Origin of the sequence: Aequorivita sp. H23M31 (genome assembly GCF_004022485.1) — a bacterium.
In the GTDB taxonomy this organism is placed as follows: domain Bacteria; phylum Bacteroidota; class Bacteroidia; order Flavobacteriales; family Flavobacteriaceae; genus Aequorivita; species Aequorivita ciconiae.
In genome coordinates, this window is the sequence record NZ_CP034951.1 from 789,835 (window position 1) to 808,221 (window position 18,387).

18 protein-coding genes and 1 pseudogene are annotated in these 18,387 nt (G+C 36.8%); 9 read left to right on the top strand and 10 right to left on the bottom strand.

The annotated features are described in order from the left end of the window. Window positions 1-2: 2 nt before the first annotated feature. Window positions 3-2,255 carry a dynamin family protein gene (locus tag EI546_RS03520; RefSeq protein WP_128249247.1) on the bottom strand — a complete coding sequence of 751 codons (2,253 nt, stop codon included), beginning with the start codon at window positions 2,253-2,255 and terminating at the stop codon, window positions 3-5. A gap of 51 nt (window positions 2,256-2,306) precedes the next feature. After that, on the bottom strand, window positions 2,307-2,516 hold the full coding sequence (locus EI546_RS03525) for a DUF6140 family protein (protein WP_128249248.1): 210 nt from the start codon (window positions 2,514-2,516) through the stop codon (window positions 2,307-2,309). Window positions 2,517-3,248: 732 nt separating this feature from the next. Between EI546_RS03525 and EI546_RS03530 the strand changes: the two genes are divergently transcribed. Both EI546_RS03530 and EI546_RS03535 read left to right on the top strand, forming a co-directional pair. Then, the gene (locus EI546_RS03530) at window positions 3,249-3,506 is read left to right on the top strand and encodes a hypothetical protein (protein WP_317127443.1); all 258 of its coding nucleotides are present in this window, start codon (window positions 3,249-3,251) and stop codon (window positions 3,504-3,506) included. 764 nt (window positions 3,507-4,270) lie between these two features. After that, window positions 4,271-4,669 (top strand): hypothetical protein, encoded by a 399-nt coding sequence (locus EI546_RS03535; protein WP_128249249.1) that lies wholly within the window; start codon window positions 4,271-4,273, stop codon window positions 4,667-4,669. A gap of 337 nt (window positions 4,670-5,006) precedes the next feature. Here EI546_RS03535 and EI546_RS03540 read toward each other — a convergent pair whose 3' ends face one another. The 5 genes from EI546_RS03540 to EI546_RS03560 form a co-directional block, all read right to left on the bottom strand. After that, entirely contained in the window at window positions 5,007-5,858 is an 852-nt protein-coding gene (locus EI546_RS03540; protein ID WP_128249250.1) for a diacylglycerol/lipid kinase family protein, read from the bottom strand. A 1-nt stretch (window position 5,859) separates the two neighbouring features. Further along, window positions 5,860-7,839 (bottom strand): LTA synthase family protein, encoded by a 1,980-nt coding sequence (locus EI546_RS03545; protein WP_128249251.1) that lies wholly within the window; start codon window positions 7,837-7,839, stop codon window positions 5,860-5,862. A 1,233-nt stretch (window positions 7,840-9,072) separates the two neighbouring features. Further along, window positions 9,073-9,819, bottom strand: a complete 747-nt coding sequence (locus EI546_RS03550; protein WP_128249252.1) for a COG4705 family protein — start codon at window positions 9,817-9,819, stop codon at window positions 9,073-9,075. A 73-nt stretch (window positions 9,820-9,892) separates the two neighbouring features. Further along, entirely contained in the window at window positions 9,893-11,140 is a 1,248-nt protein-coding gene (locus EI546_RS03555) for a sensor histidine kinase (RefSeq protein ID WP_240673146.1), read from the bottom strand. 22 nt (window positions 11,141-11,162) lie between these two features. Next, window positions 11,163-11,837, bottom strand: coding sequence for a response regulator transcription factor (locus EI546_RS03560; RefSeq protein ID WP_128249254.1), 675 nt, complete (start codon window positions 11,835-11,837; stop codon window positions 11,163-11,165). Between the two features lie 29 nt (window positions 11,838-11,866). On the opposite strand from EI546_RS03560, the gene EI546_RS03565 reads away from it, so the two are divergent. The 4 genes from EI546_RS03565 (at window position 11,867) to EI546_RS16715 (ending at window position 14,594) form a co-directional block, all read left to right on the top strand. Beyond that, on the top strand, window positions 11,867-12,124 hold the full coding sequence (locus EI546_RS03565) for a hypothetical protein (protein WP_128249255.1): 258 nt from the start codon (window positions 11,867-11,869) through the stop codon (window positions 12,122-12,124). A 168-nt stretch (window positions 12,125-12,292) separates the two neighbouring features. Then, entirely contained in the window at window positions 12,293-13,588 is a 1,296-nt protein-coding gene (locus EI546_RS03570; RefSeq protein WP_128249256.1) for a glycoside hydrolase family 1 protein, read from the top strand. Between the two features lie 40 nt (window positions 13,589-13,628). After that, window positions 13,629-14,342, top strand: coding sequence for a hypothetical protein (locus EI546_RS03575; protein ID WP_128249257.1), 714 nt, complete (start codon window positions 13,629-13,631; stop codon window positions 14,340-14,342). Between the two features lie 117 nt (window positions 14,343-14,459). After that, window positions 14,460-14,594: a hypothetical protein gene (locus tag EI546_RS16715; RefSeq protein ID WP_410198315.1), complete on the top strand. Its 135-nt coding sequence runs from the start codon at window positions 14,460-14,462 to the stop codon at window positions 14,592-14,594. Between the two features lie 164 nt (window positions 14,595-14,758). On the opposite strand, the gene EI546_RS03580 is transcribed toward EI546_RS16715, so the two are convergent. Further along, window positions 14,759-15,022, bottom strand: coding sequence for a hypothetical protein (locus tag EI546_RS03580; RefSeq protein ID WP_128249258.1), 264 nt, complete (start codon window positions 15,020-15,022; stop codon window positions 14,759-14,761). A gap of 110 nt (window positions 15,023-15,132) precedes the next feature. On the opposite strand from EI546_RS03580, the gene EI546_RS03585 reads away from it, so the two are divergent. The 3 genes from EI546_RS03585 (at window position 15,133) to EI546_RS03595 (ending at window position 17,337) form a co-directional block, all read left to right on the top strand. Continuing rightward, window positions 15,133-15,588 (top strand): DUF5916 domain-containing protein, encoded by a 456-nt coding sequence (locus EI546_RS03585; protein WP_128249259.1) that lies wholly within the window; start codon window positions 15,133-15,135, stop codon window positions 15,586-15,588. Between the two features lie 159 nt (window positions 15,589-15,747). Next, complete coding sequence (locus tag EI546_RS03590) at window positions 15,748-16,443, top strand: DUF6090 family protein (protein WP_128249260.1); 696 nt, start codon at window positions 15,748-15,750, stop codon at window positions 16,441-16,443. 123 nt (window positions 16,444-16,566) lie between these two features. Beyond that, window positions 16,567-17,337, top strand: coding sequence for a hypothetical protein (locus EI546_RS03595; protein ID WP_128249261.1), 771 nt, complete (start codon window positions 16,567-16,569; stop codon window positions 17,335-17,337). A gap of 29 nt (window positions 17,338-17,366) precedes the next feature. On the opposite strand, the gene EI546_RS03600 is transcribed toward EI546_RS03595, so the two are convergent. After that, window positions 17,367-17,888 carry a 5-methylcytosine restriction system specificity protein McrC gene (locus EI546_RS03600; protein ID WP_128249262.1) on the bottom strand — a complete coding sequence of 174 codons (522 nt, stop codon included), beginning with the start codon at window positions 17,886-17,888 and terminating at the stop codon, window positions 17,367-17,369. 161 nt (window positions 17,889-18,049) lie between these two features. Further along, window positions 18,050-18,310: pseudogene (locus tag EI546_RS03605) on the bottom strand (transposase); the annotation flags it as partial. Window positions 18,311-18,387 lie beyond the last annotated feature (77 nt).

Genomic DNA, 18,387 nt, shown 5'->3' on the forward strand with positions numbered 1-18,387 from the left:
CACTATTGTATTTTAAATTTCAAGATGGTATTTGAAATCTCAATTAATTTTTGCAACTCATTTTGTATTTCTTTCTCATTCCTAGTTAGTTCATCATCGGAAGTTTTATAAACACTATTTTTGGATTCTTCAAAGGATTTCTTAACAAGAGTCTGAAAGGCAATGTTATATTCCTGAAATATCTTTTCAGAAGCATTTTCACAATTCTTTATTAAAGCTTCAAATTCCTTAATTTTAGGTTCAATTTTATCATTGTAAAATTTTGAAACATTAATTACTGTTGTTTCTATTGAATAAACTTCTATATATACAATGGTATCTTCTATCCCAAATAACCTTTTATACCATTTTTCACTTTTAACTTTTTCTTCTACCGTTCGTTGTTTGTTTTCTGTTTCTGTTTCTTTATACCCATTTATCTGTTTGATGTCTAAAATGTTAATTTTATTAAGTAATTGAGCATTAAAAGATTTTTGTTCAAAACTTTGGTTTTTTAGATTAAACTTATTACCAACCTTCTTTTTTAAATTTTGCAGATAATTTTGACCTTCATCATTTATTTTTGCCACTATATCCGTTTTTACACTTACTTCTAATTCAGAAATTGTGTTATTGACCCATTCTACTAATCGTTTTGCCTCAAAGGGACTAAGATTAGTTTTTGTGGATTTAGCTTTCAGCTTATCAAATGCCTGATCTGTCTTCCTAGTTGCATCTTGAATGAATTTTTTATTAACTTTAACACTAGCTATTTCTTGCAAAGCTTGATCTTTTCTAATACTTAATTCCTCTTCTTCCTTTTTCTTTCTCTCTTCGATTTTTTTTTGCTCGTCAACTGTTTTCTCTTCTAGATTTTTCTTTTCTAAGTCAATTTTAGATTTAATTTCATCGAATACATTATTTGCAATGCTCATCAAATCTCTATATTGAATTTTTTGATGATGATTTGCAATATAATCTTCGATATATAACTTTAAAGCCGCTAGTCCAGAATATACTAAATCTGCATCTAATTCACTTTTTGTAATTCTTTCTTTTAAGTGTGCTTTTTGTTTTATAGTTAGAGGCGCATAGTCAATAAGTTGATAGCCTTTATAGTTTTTTTCAGGAACTGGAGTAAACTTATGTCTATAACCAGTTAATTCACCTACCTCATCATGATTTAGGGTCCCATTTAATTGTGCTAGTTTAGCGTAACTTGAACTTATAGGAAAAACACAAGGATTCTTAATTCCAAATTTCCCCAAGAACTTATAAACTTTCTCTAAAATCTCGCTAAATGACTTATTGCCTAGTTTTTCACAATCTACCTTATTGTATATAAATACGATTCTATCAAGATTTTGTTTTTGTTCTTTAAACTGATTACTTATTGCCTTCAATGTAAAATTATCATCATTAGAGTCCATCTTTTCAGGGTCTAAAACATATAGTACAATCGGCAGGTCTTGGTTATCCTTTAAATACCCCTGTGTTTTCAATTTATGATTTTCAAATTGAGCACTATTTGGTCCTGGTGTGTCAATAAAGTTCAATTCCATTCCAGATGAATTTAAATCTTTAATAGGGCCCTCCAAGCATAACTCTAACTCTGGATCTTTCTCTTTGTTAGCATATGTATTCCATTTTTCAAAAAAGGGTTTTATTTCATCACTTGTTTCATCAAGTATCTTATTACCTTTAATTGCCCTAGCAGTGAATTTATCAGAATCCTTTATTTTAATGGTACAAATGGTTCCAGTAGCTGTCCCGGTATCTTCAAATAATATGTTTTTCCCTAAAATCGCATTTAACAAAGTTGATTTCCCAGAGCTCATTGTGGCAATGACAGGAACTTCAACCTTATTACTTCTTAAACTTTTAACTCTATCCTGGTTAGGTTTTATAGCGTTTGTTATAATTGGCTCGTTCGATTTTAAAGTATAATCTATAAAAGCGTCAACGGCATTATGTCTTTCCATAACTCTTCTATCATCAATAAAGTTTATTTTTCTTTTATTAATAAAGTTTTTTTCTATTTCTAAAATAGATTCAATAAAGTCCTTTTCATATGAATCACAACCATATATTTCAATCGAGAACTTGTCATTATTGGTTGCATCTTTAACTCCTTTAATAAAACCCTCGAACCAATCTGTAATCCTTTTATCCTTATTCTCTTCTATAGATTGTTTTAAATTATTTTCTATTACTTTATCTGTGCATTCAATTTGAGAAACAAATGATACGGTATCATAATTTATTATTATTTTCATTCTTTTGGAAATTTTGTTTTATTATTAAGACAAATCCTTTAATCTAGATATCTAAACGGTTCTATACTCCATATACCCCATACTCAAATACCCCTCAGATTTCAAATCCAACCCATGAACCCTCATAAAAGCCTTATGAATTTTCTCAACTTCATCAAATGGATTGGAGCACATTGTGCTCACTTGAACAGATAATCCTTTGTCCACAAATTCTCCCTTTACGGTCATTGGTATCTTTGTTTTGATTTCGAAAACTGCCATAAATGCTTTATTTTAATTTTATTACTTTTCTATTATTCACCTTATTTTATTTTTCATTCTCCAAAAACAACGTTCAGTTCTTTTATGCAATAATAAAAATTTCCTTTCCCATATATTGGGAAAATCGAATTACTTAAATCCCTATTGACATTTTTGTAATAAAAGGAGATTACAACAAAAATTTTAACAACTCGTTTTCTGAAAATCCTTATCAGGATTCCATAAAATTATGTTAAAACTAGACTATTTTTTATATACTCTCCAAAATTAATTTCATCATAAAATGACTCTGTCAGGTGTAATTTATTTTAATATTCTCAAAATTTTTACCTTAATTCTACTCTTTATAGCTGAGATTTAAAACATTAGCCATTACAAAATTTTCAAAGCTTTTCAAGATTATATTATTGAATTTTCTCAAATAATTTTAATAGCAAATCCTTGATTAAATAACATTCACTAATTAATCTCATTTCTATTCAATAAGAATAAGTTTTTAACTTTCCAAACATAAAATAAAACCAGCAACCATTTTTACGGGATTCCACATATAGTCAAAAAAGATTTTTATTCTAGAACACAACTGACATTTCCAAACATGTATATGCGTATAGATTGTGCTATTAGAATAATTTAAATCAAAAAAGGACACCTTTTAAAAAAGATGTCTCTAGCACAGAAGAAAGATTTTTACAGTTTTAAAAATTGAGGTAATCCTTCTTGCAATTGAAAATGATTCCTTTAAGTAAAATAGGATCGATAACTACCGAAAGTGTAAAAAAGATTGAAAATGAAGTAAAAACTGACGTGTGCATATTCCCAAAAGACGTCCAACGCATCACTGGAAGAAGTGAGCGATATGGTAGACTCCTACTCCACCAGATCAGAAAGCATTTTGACAAGCAGCCTCATCAGTTCGTCACAGCTGAAGAATTCGCAGAGTTCACAGGAGTCAATATTGAGACCGTAAATGAATACCTCAAGAATTAACAAATTATAGCAAATTCTATGAGAAATAGAATTCCAATAATTCGTATCTTTAACTCAGAATCGATTTGAACCAAGTACAATGGCCATCAAATTGAATGTACCCTAATCGGACCCCTATCCAAAAATCACATAATTAGAGGTTTGGTTATCAATGTGTTACAAGCAAGGTTGTAATCTTGTCATCCCGACAAAGTGGAAAATGATCCGGCAGGGCCGGGTCATTTTTTATTTGAGAAAACGTCAAAAGCAGAACTTTTGTAGGATTTCGCGAATAAAAAATGAGAACGCGATGAGCGTTCATTTTCCATTTGCAAGGAGGATTTATTAAGATCCTGTAAATCTTATAACGTTAAATGCATTGCTTTTGTAAGTAAATGGATATAAAAAATGAGAACGCGATGAGCTTTCATTTTCCATTTGCAAGGAGGATTTATTAAGATTCTGTAAATTTTGTAAACCTAATCAAGGCAAACACCATTTCACACCTAAGCCCTAAATCATACTGATATACAGGGTTTTCTTTCTGATGCATAGCAAAAAACCATTATATTTGGTCTAAAAATATCCTCTGGTCCTGGTTCCTCGCCAACGAAAAAAAACTACGAACCATTCACACCCTTCCGAAAAGTGAAGGCAACCAATTATTATACTGGTTTCACCAGCATCTCCGTTACTACAGTCCTAAAATAGGATTTCAGTTAATTATCGCTATCAGTTCCAAAAAACCATCAACGCTTTCCTTTTCAACTTGTGGTGATTACGAAGTGCGGCAACTCATTTTAAGCCTAATAGAATCGGCCCTGAAATTCCCCAACTGGATTATCTCAACCATTATAGAAACGCTATCTGAAGATGATTCAGAATATCTCGAAAATGAATTCAACATAAATAAAGCAAGCTTTATCACCTCCAACATAAAGTCTTGGATTGAACACATTGACCCAGTAACAAATAAGTTTATGCTAGGAATAGTTCTCAATTTTCCAACAGCTAAAACTGGGCGTGAAATAGTACATCAAACAGTAGTCAGAATATTAAAAGAAACCCTAGGAGATTACATCTACAACCACCAAATAGAAAACATCATCATCCACAACCAACTCCCAAACGATAAAGAAGTACTCGAACTCAAAGAACTCAAACTGTTTTTAGAGTATAAATAGCAGAAAACCTTCAACACAGATAACTCATAACTCTGAACTCATAGCTAAAACAATACTAACTGCAGTTATTAACTATTCATAATACTTAAGGTTAAATCAACTTCAGTTAAATGCTCTAAAACTATTGCCTCACTTAAAAAGTCACCTTTTTTCTTTAAAGATTTTTCAATATAATTATCAAAATCTATTTTTTTAAAAAGGTTATGGGAAACCCAAAAACATGTCCTAAAAACTCTATTTCAACGAATTTATCACTGGAAAACAAGAGATTCGTAGAAACTTTAAAGTTTGATTATTTCAAAATTGTCATCTATACTATTACCATAAGAGAAGATTCCTATAGGGTAATGAATACTCTAGGGCTTGAAATGCAAAGAAGTTCACCATCAATTTGCGCTTGAAAATCAGTTCCAGTTTTTCGGAATATATCAATCCGCTTAGTCTGATAGCAATGAAATTCGAGAAGAAATTCCGGTTTCTTTAAAAGCATAAGAAGTCCGAAAACCAACATTTTCCATGCTAATTGGGGCACGATTACCACATTCAAAAGGCCATCTTGTAGTGATGCTTTGGGAGTTAGGCTCATTCCGTATCCCATCACATTGGAGTTCGACACGAAAATAAGAAACGGATTTACCATCTGAGTGGTGCCGTTGATTTCAATTACAATTTCGTCCTGTCTGTGGTATTCCTTAAAGGATTGTAGAGAAGCTTTAACATAGGTTAAAAGCGAGCGACGCTGGGATGCTTCGTAATTCTTGATCACACTGGCATCAAAGCCAAAACCGGTGTTGCTGAAAAAATAGGAATCATTGACACGACCCACATCAATAGGAACAGATTTATTTTTAAGGATTACCCCTATCGCTTTTTCCAGCTTTTTTGGGATTTTCAGATTGGAGGCCAATCCATTGCCGGAGCCCATCGGAATAATACCCAAAAGAATACCCGTATTCACCAAGGCAGAAGCAACCTCATTGATGGTGCCATCCCCACCACAGGCCACGATAACCTCGGCTTTTTCCCTTATGGATTCCTCTGTAAGCGAGATGGCGTACCTTTTATATTCCGAAATTTTAACAGTGATTGAATATTTATCCTTAGAAAAATAATTCCCCAAAAAGGCTTCAGAAAGTTTGTTCTTTCCCGATCCGGAAATAGGATTTATGATGAAATGGATATGGATCAATCTATTTGTTTTTCAGTTTTAAACCTCCACTTTCATATAGGTCATCCGCTACTTCATAATAGGAAACCGTGTGCTTCATAAACTCTTCGTTTAAAGGTTGGGGAGATAGAGCGTTGTCCACCGGATTCCAAGAATAGAAATTGGCGTCTCCAAGTTCGTCCAGGATCATCACCTTATTGTCTTTTAAAAGTCCTAATTTTCTGTAGTTTCCTATAAACGCCCGTTCCTCGGTAGGATCCATTTTCAAAATGTCCTGACCAAATAGATTGGAATCATAATCCCAATTGAATTGTGCAAAAAGTGTTGGAAACAGATCGAATTGTGAAGCAAGCTGGCTCGCTTTTAAAGGGGATTTATTTGGTAAGTTTATAATAAAAGCCGGAATGTGGTAATTTTTGACATCCAACTCCCATCGGCCAGCGCTACTGGCACAGTGGTCACTCATAATCACAAAAACAGTGTTTTTATACCAAGGTTTATCTTTCGCCTGTTTTAGAAATTCTTTAATGGCATAATCGGTGTATTTTACCGCTCCTTCCCTACTGGTACCTGAGGGAATGTCGATTTTACCTTCGGGATAGGTATAGGGCTTGTGGTTTGAGGTGGTCATTACGAAGTCAAAAAAGGGTTTGTCACTGGTGTGTGCTTTATCGGCCTCTTTTAAAACCTTATTGTAGATATCCATATCGCAAACGCCCCAGGCATTTTCAAAAGTTACCTCCTTATCATCGATATTGGTCCTATTGGTAGTAATACTGGCATCGAGGAGGAAACCCCGGCCCCTATCAATAATATTGAAACCGTTGCCCCCAAAATAGGTGTTCATATTATCGAAATACCCATCACCACCATAAAAGAAATTCCGAACATATCCTTTTTCCTTAAATACTTCGCCTATAGTAAAAAGACCCTGATTGTTTTTGCGTTTAACGATACTTCTTCCCGGAGTTGGCGGAATGGAAAGGGTAATTGCCTCCATTCCCCTAACGGTTCGCGTTCCCGTAGCATACAGATTTTGGAAAAAAAGACTGTGGTTTGCCAAGGAATCTAAAGTGGGGGTTATGTGTTCCTCATTTCCAAAAGTCTTTAAAAAATCTGCACTCAGGCTTTCCACACAAATAAAAATGACATTTGGGGTAAGATCTTTTTGGGTACTATGGCTGTTTACAACTTTTCTATAAATGGAATTCGCTTCGGGATCGATCAAACTATCACCAGCACGGGTATAAACCGACTTTAAATAAGCAAAGGCCTCCTTCTCTGAAATGGTTTTATAAAAATCCTTATAGGGCAATTCGTTGTTTCTGAAAGCTGCAAAAAAGGAATAAATACCTGCTTTTGCCAATTCATTATTGTATCTGTTTTTTGAAAAGTCGGCTATACTGTTTGTAATAAAAAAGCCGGCTATCAACGCAATTATAAACCAGGGCAAGGCTGCATAAAGTTTTGGAAGAAAGGAAGTTTGGCTTGTAAAAGTGCTTTTGAAATATCCCAATTTTGAGACTATATAGACACTTCCTAAAACCATTATTAGCATTCCTGAAATTAAGAGTGGCAAGGGATAGCTTTCGTCAATGTTCTTTACAACTTCATAGGTATAGATTAAATAATCAACTGCTATAAAGTTGAACCGTCTGTGGAATTCATCCCAAAAGGTAAATTCCCCGAAAAAGGAAAATAGAACTATAAGTGTAACCAAGGAAAAACCAAAATAGGTCACTATCCGGTCCAATATGGAGCCATAGAACTTTTTGGGAAGCAGAAGAAGATAGATGAGATAAGGGATAGTAAAAAATGAAAGGGTAGTAATGTCGAATAAAAAACCGATCACGAACGTGCTCAGCAACGCAGAAAAACCCTTATCAACTTCGGAAAAACTCCATACCAAAAAGCTGAGCCTAACAATAAAAGAAAGAATAAGAAAAAGGGATGCAAACGCATTTAGAGCAGCAAAGCGTTTGGGGAAAATGGTGTATTTCATTGAAGTATTGAGAATTTAGTTAACACCAAAACTAAGGGAAGAATCTAAAGTAAATTTAAAGTTAGAACAATGGATAAATGGAGGGTGAAGGACTTACTATCACCTGACTACTGTGCGGGGACAGGGCGGGGCAACCGATTTAAAGAAGTTCTGAGTGTTGAACCCCATTCGGGGTTCTGGGCGATGGGTGGATTATAACCCCCGCACGGCACTTCGTTTGTGCGGGGTTATCGATATTGGACCCCTTCGGGGCCATTCGAGAAAAATGGAAATTCCGTACCCAATAAACTCGAAGAGGTGAAATCTTGAATTTTAAAATTGGGAAATCGGAAAAAATGGACGACTAAAAGCTTACTCTCCTGACTACTGTGCGGGGACAGGGCGGGGCAAACGATTTAAAGAAGTTCTGGGCGTTGAACCCACTTCGGGGTTCTGGGAATGTGTGGGTTATAACCCCCGCACCGCTCTTCGTTTGTGCAGGGTTATCGATATTGGGCCCCTTCGCGGTCATTCGCAAAAAATGGAAATTCCGTACCCAATAAACTCGAAGAGGTGAAAATTTTAAAGTTGGCATAGCGGAAAAAATGGACGACTAAAAGCTTACTGCTGACTACTGTGCGGGGACAGGGCGGGGCAACCGATTTAAAGAAGTTCTGGGTGTTGAACCCACTTCAGGGTTCTGGGTGATGGGTGGGTTATAACCCCCGCACGGCACTTCGTTTGTGCGGGGTTATCGATATTGGACCCCTTAGGGGTCATTCCCGAAAAATGGAAATTCTATACCCAATAAACTCGAATATTTGAAATGTTGAATTTTAAAGTTGGCATAGCGGAAAAAATGGACGACTAAAAGCTTACTCTCCTGACTGCTGTGCGGGGACAGGGCGGGGCAACCGATTTAAAGAAGTTCCGGGTGTTGAAACCACTTCGGGGTTCTGGGTATGTGTGGGTTATAACCCCCGCACGGCACTTCGTTTGTGCGGGGTTTTCGATATTGGACCCCTTCGGGCCATTCCCGAAAAATGGAAATTCCGTACCCAATAAACTCGAAGAGGTATTATTCCTCGTCAATGTCCGTTCCCCATTCCATTCATCCAAAAAATTCCTTGACCTATTTGCCTTATATCTATGAGCATCCAGAAGAATAATCAATTATCAGAGATTTGCCTATTCAGGAAGGTAGGCGTCCGCTAAAGGAATCAAAAATTAAAGCGATTCCCCTTCCAGCTTTCCTTATTCTTCAATTGGCTCACTATGTTTTTTATGCGCAACAAAAATAAGAATGCCCAATAAAGTTATTGCGATAAGGGAAGCGTACAATGTTGAGAGATGTAGCCCGCCACTAGAGGAAGGCTTGGTTAAAAAATCCCCGAATGTAGCGCCAAAGGGTCTTGTAAAAATAAAGGCTATCCAAAAAAGGACAATCTCATTGATTTTGGTGGCATAATGCAGAAGCACGACCAGAACAATAATTCCAGCGGTTACTCCAGCACCCGTTAGATAGCTCAATCCCAATACATCGCTCAAATAATCACCGAAAGCAGTTCCCAAGCTATTGGAAAAAAGAATGGCTGTCCAATAGTAAATCTCCTTATTGCGATCGAAAATTGGATATATATCGAGATTTCCAAATCTTTTATACCCAGCGGATAGGGATGATATTAAACAGAGAAAAAGTATAAAGCTTCCCCAAGTGTAGCCCAATTTAAGGCTTCTATCCATAAAATCGGAAATCTCGGTCCCAAAGGTTGTGGTGGCCACTATCACAAGCCAATAGTAAAGGGGAATATACTTTTTGCGGGTCAATTGTATTGCCAACACCGTTAAAAAGAAAGCAAGAGTTATGATCAGTCCGGTAAGATACCCGAGTTTCGAGGTAATGGAAATAAAATCCCCAAGTGTTTCGCCCAAAGTAGTGGCGATGATTTTCATAAACCAAAATATCAGGGTAATTTTGGCCATCTTGTTTGCCTTAGCCATCTCTTTTTCTTCTTTAGGTTATAAATTTAGACCCAAAATCTAAAGAGAGTTTAAAGCGGTCGGTTGGTTTTAATTATTCGTCGGCAACACCATTCCCTTTAAAATCCACCTCAAAAATATGATATGAATCCTGGAAATTATATCGGATTTTAAACCCATACAGGTCACAGATCTTTTTTACGATGGCAAGTCCAAGTCCGGTGGATTTTACGGAATTCACCTCCCTATAAAACCTCTGAAAAAGTCTTTCGGGATGAAGAAGGGGGGTTTTTCCGTAATTAGAAAACATCAGGCTATTTTCCATTAGGGTTACCGAAATGATTTTCTTTAAGGTGTTGTGCCTGATGGCATTGGTAAGAAGATTGTTTATTAGGATTTCTGCAAGATAGGAATCCATTGAAACCACAAGGTCCGTTTTGGAATGAAGTATAATATAATCAATTTGGAGTTCCTTAAAGGTCTCTACTTTATCAGCCAGCAATTTGGTGATATTCACCGTTTCGACCTTGACAAACTGGTTGTTGTCGATTTTGGTAAGGAGAGTTATCCGTTGGTTTAGGTGTTTTAGCCTTTGAATATCTTTCTGGATGGAAGAAATCTGTTCAAATTGCTTATCATTGATATGGTGCTCGTTGATTATATTATCAATCTTGGCCTGGATAATTGCCAAGGGGGTTTGCATTTCGTGTGACACATCTTCGGTGAACTGTTTCAGGTTTTGGTAGTCGTTTCTTACTTTTGAGGTAAGCAGCTGGATTTCTTCCTTGAGTTCGGAAAATTCCAAAACATCACTGTCCACCAGTTGCAATTCTTCATTGGATGAAATGGAGAATTTTTTCATCTGTTCCAGGTTTTTAAAGAATGGGCTCCAAAGCTTAATATTACGGTTTGTATTGAAAAAAAACAGAAACAAGACAGACAGAACAAAGATGAGAATATATGAAATAATAATGGCCACAAGTATGTCTCCAGATTCCACCACCAAGTCCCTAATGGTTATTTGGTATAATTGTCCTCCAATATTTTCATAAGTGGAGAGCTCCCTAAACTCCTCCATTTCATCTTGAGAGGGATCATAAATGATAGTATCCTTAAGAATTTTCTTTCCTGTTTTATCCACTTTCCGTACCTCAATAACGGGCGATACTGAAAAAACTGGCTGGTCGTCCCTTAGGGCGTCCACTACTCTGGCCTCTGTGGAATACAAACTTTCCTCCACCTGATCCTGAAGAAGTTTTTTTGTGTAAAAATATAGGGAGATAGAACTGAGAATGGTCAAAAGCAATCCTGTAAGCAGGAATGCTTTTGACGTTTTTTGCAAAAGTTTTGTTTTTTTTCCCAAGCTAGTCCCCTATAAATTTATAACCACTCCCATAAGCCGTTTTTATATATTTTGCTCCTTCAGCGGTAAGTTTCTTCCGCAGGTTATTGATATGAACATAGATAAAATCGAAGTTGTTCAACAAATCACTGTTGTCGCCCCACAGATGTTCGGCTATCATTTCCTTTGAAAGCACCCTTCCTTTGTTGGACACAAAAAACACGAGCAGATCGTATTCCTTTTTGGTCAGAACAATTGCATTCCCGTCGATGAATACGGTCCTGGAACGGGTATCGATTTTTATCTCGTTAAATTCAATAAGGTCATTTCCGCCATATTTTCCCCGGCGTAGGATGGCATTTATACGTGCGTTCAGTTCTGCTAGGTGAAAAGGTTTGGTTATATAATCATCGGCTCCCAGATCAAGACCTTCCAATTTATCAGTGAGCGAATTGTTTGCCGATATAATAATGACGCCTACATCTTTGTGTTCCTTTTTAAGCGACCTTAGTATGTCAAGGCCGCTACCGGAAACCAAATTTATATCGAGAATAATTACATCGTAATCGTACAGGTATGCTTTTTCGGAAGCCTCCTCAAAATTGGATGCAACTTCACAAAGATTGCCATCCCGTTCCAGATAGGTAACTATGGATTGCTGCAGATCGATTTCGTCTTCGGCTATTAGATATTTCATTGGTTTAAATTTACGATATAAAAATAATATTGAAATCGAAAACTAAAAACGAAAAGGAAATAGCTCAAAGTCGCAGACTTTGCGCAGCAGTGCACTCGCAGACTTTGCGCAGCGGAAAACTGGTTGGGATGAGCGGTCCCCCTGGCCCCCCTTTTCCTACTTGGTGCAATTCTGTAGGTGCATCATCTTTGGACATCAAGCATACTATAGATTTTTCTGTTCCGAAGGAATTAAGTGTAGAAAAAGTACAACATGCTTTTGCAGCAGACAAACAATTTGAAGTTTGAAACCCTAATTATTAGTAATTAAATTATAATGAAAAAAACAATTAACAGACGAGATTTTATGAAAGTAAATTCTCTTGCAGGTTAGGATTCCTTGTTCCCAATGATCCTTTATCTACACTTTATAATTTAAATCTTGATGGTAAAAATGCTGTTTTTCCCAAAGATTTTTTGTGGGGTGTAGCAGCTTCTGCACCACAAACGGAAAGTCGAGAGGGACGAGGTCGTAGCAATTGGGATGTATTTATGGACAATGTTGGGGGGTCTGCCGACGGAACAAACAATATGCGGAACACCGAATTTGAAAAACGTTATCTCGATGAATTCAAGATGTTAAGAGATGCTGGAGTAAAAGCTTTTCGTTTTTCTTTCTCATGGCCAAGAGTGCAACCAGAAACACCTGGAACTCCTAATGCAAAAGCTATGTCATACTATGATAAGTTGATAGATGCAATGCTAGAACACGGTTTGGAGCCAGTTCCAACTTTGTTTCATTGGGATATGCCACTATGGGCAGGTGATTTTCTTAAAAGGGATGTCAGCGACAAAATGCAAGATTATGCTGATATTATGTCACGGTTAGTAGGAAGTAGAGCAAAGACGTGGCTGGCCTTTAACGAGCCGAGCGTTATTGCCGCATTCGGTTATGGGAAAGGAACTTTTGCGCCGGGGTATCATTCAAAAAAAACAATGGGTGCTGCGATTCATCATATTAATGTCTCACAGGCAAAAATATTTGAAGCTGTCAGGTCGAATGTATCTGCCGTGAAAATTGCTTCAGCTTTTAATATTATGCCTTTTGAGGCTTTGTCCGGCAAAAAGGAGGATATTGATGCCGCTCATTTTATTGATGTTCTTTGGAATCAGTCTTTTGCTGACCCAACTTATGGATTAGGTTATCCCGATTTAATAAAACCTCTTGTAGAGCCTTATATAAAGGATGGAGACCTAGAATTTATAGCTTCAAAACCAGATTTTTATGGCGTTAATTTCTACTCGAGAACCTTTGTCAAAGCAGACAATGATAAACATTCAATCCTTGGGACAATTCCTATTGCACCGCCATCAGAATTGGAAAAAACTCAGGAATTTCCTTATGATCCTAACACATATACCAAAATATTATTAGATATACATAATAAATATGGTCAGCCTGATATATTGGCAACAGAATTCGGTTTTGCAATCGAGGAGGATAAGCCGATAAACGGTATTTTGAATGATCCAAAACGTATCAAATATATCCAAGGATATATCAAAGCTGCTCAGGAAGCGGTTAAGAAAGGAGTAAAACTCAAAGGGATGATGTATTGGTCTTCAACAGATAATTGGGAGTGGACATTAGGTCTGAGTCACCATTTCGGCTTGATCTATATTGATAAAAATACCTTGGAGCGTATTCCAAAGAAAAGCCTAGAATATTATGGGAAATGTATCAAGGCAAACGCTGCAGCAGATATTAGATAAATTAAAACTAAATAAGAAAAACAATTTTAAATAAATTTTCATGAAATCAAAATTACTTTCATTACTTTTCTTGGGCATGGCAACATCTATTTTTTCTCAGCAAAATAATGCAAATGAAAACATAGATCCATCCAAGCCTACCAACTTATACACGCAGGTGAATGTGCAGGCTGAACTCAACTCTTACAAAGGTTTCAGTACATACGGAACGCGAGTTAATTTCCAATATGACCTTAATCCAGATAATTTGATTCTTGCTGAGGTTCCTTTGCTGTATAATTCAGAAACAAAAGAGTTTGGCTTGTCGGATACCAGAGTCAGATATTTTAACGTGCGGAGAATGAACAGCAAAACCTTGTTTGCATTGGCTCCCTTTGTAGACATCTATATGCCAACAGGAAAGTCTGCTCACGGCTTGGGTGGGGGAACATGGTCTTTGTCAGCTGGTTTAATTGCTGGTTTGGGTTTTTCTAAAGATGTTTCTATGTTTCCAGGCGTAAGTTATGTATATCTTACCGAGAGTGGAAAAAGCGGGATGCAGATTCAGTCTAATGTAAGCTTGAAATTCAGTGATAAAACGTTTGTGTTTTTTAATCCAAGTGCAATATTTATTAACTCGGGTGTAACATGGCAGGGCGAATTAGATGTTAATCAGATTATTATACAAAATAAATTCAAAGCTAATATCGGATGGTTGCCTAATTTTACGGATAAGGTAAATACTTTCAGAATTGGTGTTACTTTCTTTATGTAAGTATTGATAAGGTCTTGGATATGCAAACAAAATTTACAAAAATGTAGCTTAACATAGGTTGGAAATTCCGTAATCCCCTTTGTGCACACTGAACAAGTCCGATCATTACTCAAAAAAATGATTCGGAACTACGAAGGCCACCACTGGAACGGCCGATTTACAGCCCTCGAGAAGCTCGAATGTTTAACCGAACGTCTCCAACACCAACAACGCTGCTTAAACGAGTATAAGATTGCCCTAATGCAGTCATAAAAAATCGGCCGTGAATAGTCGGCCAATCTAAAATCAGAAAAGCCCGGGATCAAATCTCGGGCTTTCTCAATTAATAAGTTTATCGGATTTACTTTACCTCTTAATCCCTCATCTTCCAAAAACTAACTTTCCATTTAAACCAAATGATTTAATAATATCTAATTTTAATCCCGTGGGAATGCCGCCCGGCGACTTCCACCATTGTACAAATCCTTGTCATCCCGATTTAGCGCTAAAAACGATTGGTCATGCCCTCTGTTTTCTTTCGCCATCACAAAGGCTTTGTTCAAATTTTCTAAGGAAGCAAGGTGATTCCTTTCTGAAAGTTGATTTACCCCTACTTTTATTAGTGAATCACAGCTCGGTTTAGGTTGTGCTATTGAAATATTCTGAAGGAATAGAAATGCGAAAAGGATAATGGTTTTCATATTATATCTCTTGGAATTGTTTGATTAGTAATTCCATATTGAAAATGTTACATCGTGATTTTTTTTCCACATAACATTTTAAATAATTAAATCCATCAGAAAAACTTTTAATGAATGTAGCCACTACTGCTGATGAGATTATTTTCGGAAATCGCAACAGGGTAAGTGTTGAGAACGCTTTTCAGGCAATTTATAATATCACCACCGAAAATGCAATTTCCCTCAGTTTTAGAAACTTTTGGTCGGTGGCTGAATATGCCCCAGATAAGTTCACCTCCTTAAATAGGGATGGAAGTCTAAGTCCGTACAATTTTGAGGCAACCGGAACCAATGATCCCAATGTGCGTTTTAATATTTGGAATTTGGATTTGCGTTATAATTGGCGTTTTGCCCCGGGCAGCGAACTCAGTGTGCTGTATCGGAATACCGTCTCGGTTCGTGATGGCCAAAAAGAAAGCTCATTTTGGGATAGTACCGATTATATGTTTTCGCAACCTCTATTGCATGGGTTTTCGGTGCGAGTGGTTTATTATATTGATTACAATAAATTGAAGAAAGTGTTTTGAAGTTAAATTTTATGAGAAGATTTAGCTCGTAGAAAAGGAATTCAAAAAGAAAAATCCTTTTAAAAAATAAAATTATTGTTATAAATTTATTTCTCATATTGATAATAAGCCGCTCTCTTCCGGATGCGGCTTCTCGATTTGAAGGAACAATTTTGGCATATGAAAAGAATCAGAATTGGAAACTGGAGAAAACAGGGTTTTGAGTTTTTGTTGATTTTTATTGCAGTTATATCGGCTTTTGCCTTAAACAACTGGAACGAAAACAGGAAAACCGAAGATTCTGAAAATAAAATATTGACCGCCATCGCCAATGGCCTCGAAAAGGATATAGACGATATCCGTTCGAACAAACGTGGCCATAAAAAAGGGATTTCCGCTTGTGTTTACTTTAGAAAGCTGTTGACGAACCAAGAGGTAAATCCTGATTCGCTATTGGTCCAGTATGAAAATCTTACCCGTACTTTTATTTCCATTCAGAATGTGGCGGGGTATGAAACCTTAAAATCGCAGGGATTGGGGCTTGTTTCCGACGATTCATTGCGATTGCAAATTATTTCGCTTTACGAGTACGATTTTAATGCGCTGCGCAAATTGGAGGAAGAATACTCCGAATTGCAATTTCAAAAAAATTATTTCAACGAAATCAATACCGTCCTAGCCCCCAATTTTGAATTTGATGAAAATGGCAAGCCAAGCGGGATCGCCCTCCCTTTGGAAATCAGTGAAAATCAGAAGAAGATTTTGCTGGTGTACCTATCTAAAATAGAAGAAAACAGAAACTTTATCCTCACTTTCTATTCCGATATTGAAACCAAAATTGAATCAGTTCGAAAGAATATTACAAAGGAAATATAAAGAATAGTCCTAGCTAAAAAATTGCGATAACCCAGATAAATCATCTCTCCCAATTTCCAAACACCCCCGAAGAATTAAATAGAATGTTCCATAATTCCCTTTAAAAACAAAAAGCATATACAGATGAAAACAAAATTAATTGTCGTCAAAGCCATCCTACTTCTATTCTTTATTTCAGGAAATGGTCAAAACGAAAAATCCAATAAAGCAGCTAAAGCCTATAAAACCGAAGTTTTTGTTATCAGCACAATTCACAAGGCCCATACTATCAATCCCAATTATACCTACGATTCCCTCTTCACTTTTATAAATAAATACAACCCTGATATAATTGGGGTGGAAATTAGACCTGAGGATATAGACAGCTCACTTGAATATCTAAAATCGAATTATCCCTATGAAATGTACACCTGTATTACGCAATTTCCGTCAAAAAAAGTATTGGGGATAGACTGGTTGGGTAATGACCTCGTGGGAAAACCAATTCCCCAGGACTACTGGAAAGAAAAGAGCACCATAAAAAAATTACAACATAAATTGAATGCCGATACGGTAATGCGACGAAAACTATCCGTAACGGAGATAATCCAAGAAGAGAAGAACCATCTTGCCTTAAATTCCTCCCTTCGGGAAATGAACGACGGACGGTATGATTTGATTAACTCCATTTATTACAAACAGTTGGAATTATTACTGAAGGATACAGAATATCAGCCCTTGACCGATTTCTATAAAAAAAGAGACGAAATGATATTGCAAAACTGTGTCGAAATAATAAAAGGCAACAAGGGGAAAAAAATCATTTTCTTGGTGGGCGCAGATCATAGGGACTTCATCCTAAAAAAGATTTCTGAAGTATATGAAGGCAATCTTATTGAACTCACTGCCATTTGAGAATTCCTAAAAATAGATTATACCTAGGTCTATAAATACCCATCCTCTTGAAAATAGTCAACCAACCGCTCCCCTATTCCTTTATCCAGTTTGCCATCCAAATCCAATATATTGATCTTTAAAATTCCACAAAAATGATCTGGATAGGAAAACTTACGGCGAAAAATGGGAGTTTGTTCTGCTCCGGGATAAAGCAAAATTGAAAATTTAGATTGCCAATGATCATTGTAAACGTACATCTGCCTCAAATCGTTTGTGGAGGGTTTCTTGGCTTCTATTTGTTTCCATTTGGTGTCGATGATCACCTGGGTCGTATTGTCTTTTTTGATGATGATATCCGGGCGGAGGCTCATATTGCCCCAAAAGGACTTGGATTGCTGCTCTGATACGCTGTAGGGCGTGTTTAGACAGGCCTTTTTTAATTGCACCAGTATATATTCTTCCCACAGGCTATTCATATCGACGTCTGCTTGACCTACTTGGTTAACTTTTAGTTTTCGGGTAATGCGAACCATTTCGATGAGTACATTACCCCCAGTGCGGGATTGCATCGCGTTCCTTTCCCCGTCTTCCTTAAATAGCTTCTATTTTTCGAGATTCAATCCTTTTGGATTTGTAGTTGCGCCACGTAACCTAAAGTTGGTCACTTTCTAAAATGTATCAAAAAATGATTCGTGGTGCCACGCGATGCAATCGCGAGGGAGGGGGGAGGGGGGTTGAAGGAGGCCTCACGGTCTCTGGGAACGGCAATCTCGGATTCGCCAAAGGAGGTTTTTATTTTCTTCCGGGAGTGCCCGTTGCGCGAGTTGCCTCCATTGGACCTCTGGTGTTTGTCGTATTCTAGGTGGCCGTCGAGCTCACCTTCGAGCATCTTTTCGATCCCACGCTTCTGGATGTGCTTTAAAAAACCGCTGAGCTTCTCGTGGGTCTTGAACTGCTTCAGAAAATCATCTGAAATTAAATCGTCTTTCATAATGTGTAAAAGTTAAAGATTAAAAACTAAATAATAAAATAGCGGGGGCCGGCCCCCGCTATTTTATTATTTACACA